Raw genomic sequence first — 1,756 nt, forward strand, 5'->3', positions numbered from 1 at the left:
GAGCGCGGCGTCGGTCCGCGCCGACAGCAGCACCGGCAGCACCGCCGGCCCGCCGGGGCGTCCGTCGGGCGCGTCGCCGGCCCGGTCGTCGCTGGTGACGGGGTGGTCGGTGGTGGGTGGTTGTTCGAGGACGACGTGGGCGTTGGTGCCGGAGATGCCGAACGAGGAGACGGCGGCCCGGCGGGGCCGGTCCCGGTCGGGCCAGGGGGTCGGTGCGGTGGCGAGGGTGACCGCGCCGGCGGTCCAGTCGATGTGCGGCGACGGCTCGTCCACGTGCAACGACGGCGGCACCACGCCGTGCCGCATCGCCAGCACCATCTTGATCACGCCGGCCACACCGGCCGCGGCCTGCGTGTGCCCGATGTTCGACTTGATCGACCCCAACAACAGCGGCGTCTCCCGACCCTGCCCGTACGTCGCCAGGACCGCCTGCGCCTCGATCGGATCCCCCAACGTCGTACCGGTGCCGTGCGCCTCCACCACGTCCACCTCCGACGGCGACAACCGGGCGTTCGCCAGGGCCTGCCGGATCACCCGCTGCTGCGACGGCCCGTTCGGCGCGGTCAACCCGTTCGACGCCCCGTCCTGGTTGACGGCGGTGCCGCGTACCACGGCCAGGACGCGGTGGCCGCGTCGGCGGGCGTCGCTGAGGCGTTCGACAAGCAGCATGCCGACGCCCTCGCCCCAGCTGGTGCCGTCGGCGCCGGCGGCGAACGACTTGCACCGCCCGTCGGGGGCGAGTCCGCGTTGCCGGGAGAACCCGACGAACGCGCTGGGCGTGGCCATCACGGTGACGCCGCCGGCGAGGGCGAGGTCGCACTCCCCCGCCCGCAGGGCCTGGCCGGCCAGGTGCAGCGCGACCAGCGACGACGAGCAGGCGGTGTCGACGGTGACGGCGGGGCCTTCGAGTCCGAACACGTACGCGACCCGGCCGGAGGCGACGCTGCCGGCGGTGCCGTTGACCAGGTAGCCCTCCAGTTCGGCGGAGGCGTCGAGCCGGCCGGCGTAGTCGTGGTGGATCAGGCCGGCGAAGACGCCTGTGGTCGTGGCGCGGTCGTGCGGGTCGAGGCCGGCGGACTCGAACGCCTCCCACGAAGTCTCCAGCAGCAACCGCTGCTGCGGGTCCATGGCCAGGGCCTCGCGCGGGCTGATGCCGAAGAACGCGGGGTCGAAGTCGGCGGCGCCGGGCAGGAAGCCGCCGTGGCGGGTGCTGGAGGTGCCGGCGCGGTCGGCGTCCGGGTCGTAGAGCACGTCGAGGTCCCAGCCCCGGTCGGTGGGGAACTCGGCGATCCCGTCGCCGCCGGTGGACACGAGGTGCCACAGCTGGTCGGGGTTGGTGACCCCGCCGGGCAGCCGGCAGGCCATGCCGATGATGGCGATGGGATCGTCGTCGTCGGCCGTGACGGCGCGGGTGGCGGCGGTGTCGCCGGCTGGGCGGTGGCCGAGGTGCTCGTGCAGGTGGTCGGCGAGGCGTTCCGGCGTCGGGTAGTCGAAGACGAGCGTGGCGGGCAGGCGCAGCCCGGTGGCGTCGGCGAGCCGGTTGCGCAGCTCGACCGAGGTGAGCGAGTCGAAGCCCAGTTCCTTGAAGGCGCGCACGGCGGGCACCGCCTGTGCCGACGGGTGGCCCAGCACCGCGGCGGCCTGGGCGCGTACCAGCTCGACCAGCCGGTCCCGGGCCTCGTCCGGGGTGAGCCCGGCCAGCCGGTCGATCCAGCCGGTGGCGGCGGCGTCGCCGGTGCGGGCCTGTCGGCGTCCG

1 protein-coding gene is annotated in these 1,756 nt (G+C 75.1%); it reads right to left on the reverse strand.

The window, feature by feature from the left end:
* Window positions 1-1,756 (reverse strand): type I polyketide synthase (locus HUW36_RS32180; protein ID WP_174531502.1); only part of this gene is annotated, 1,756 nt, incomplete at both ends.

It is taken from the genome of Micromonospora maritima (genome assembly GCF_902825405.1).
In the GTDB taxonomy this organism is placed as follows: Bacteria; Actinomycetota; Actinomycetes; order Mycobacteriales; family Micromonosporaceae; genus Micromonospora; species Micromonospora maritima.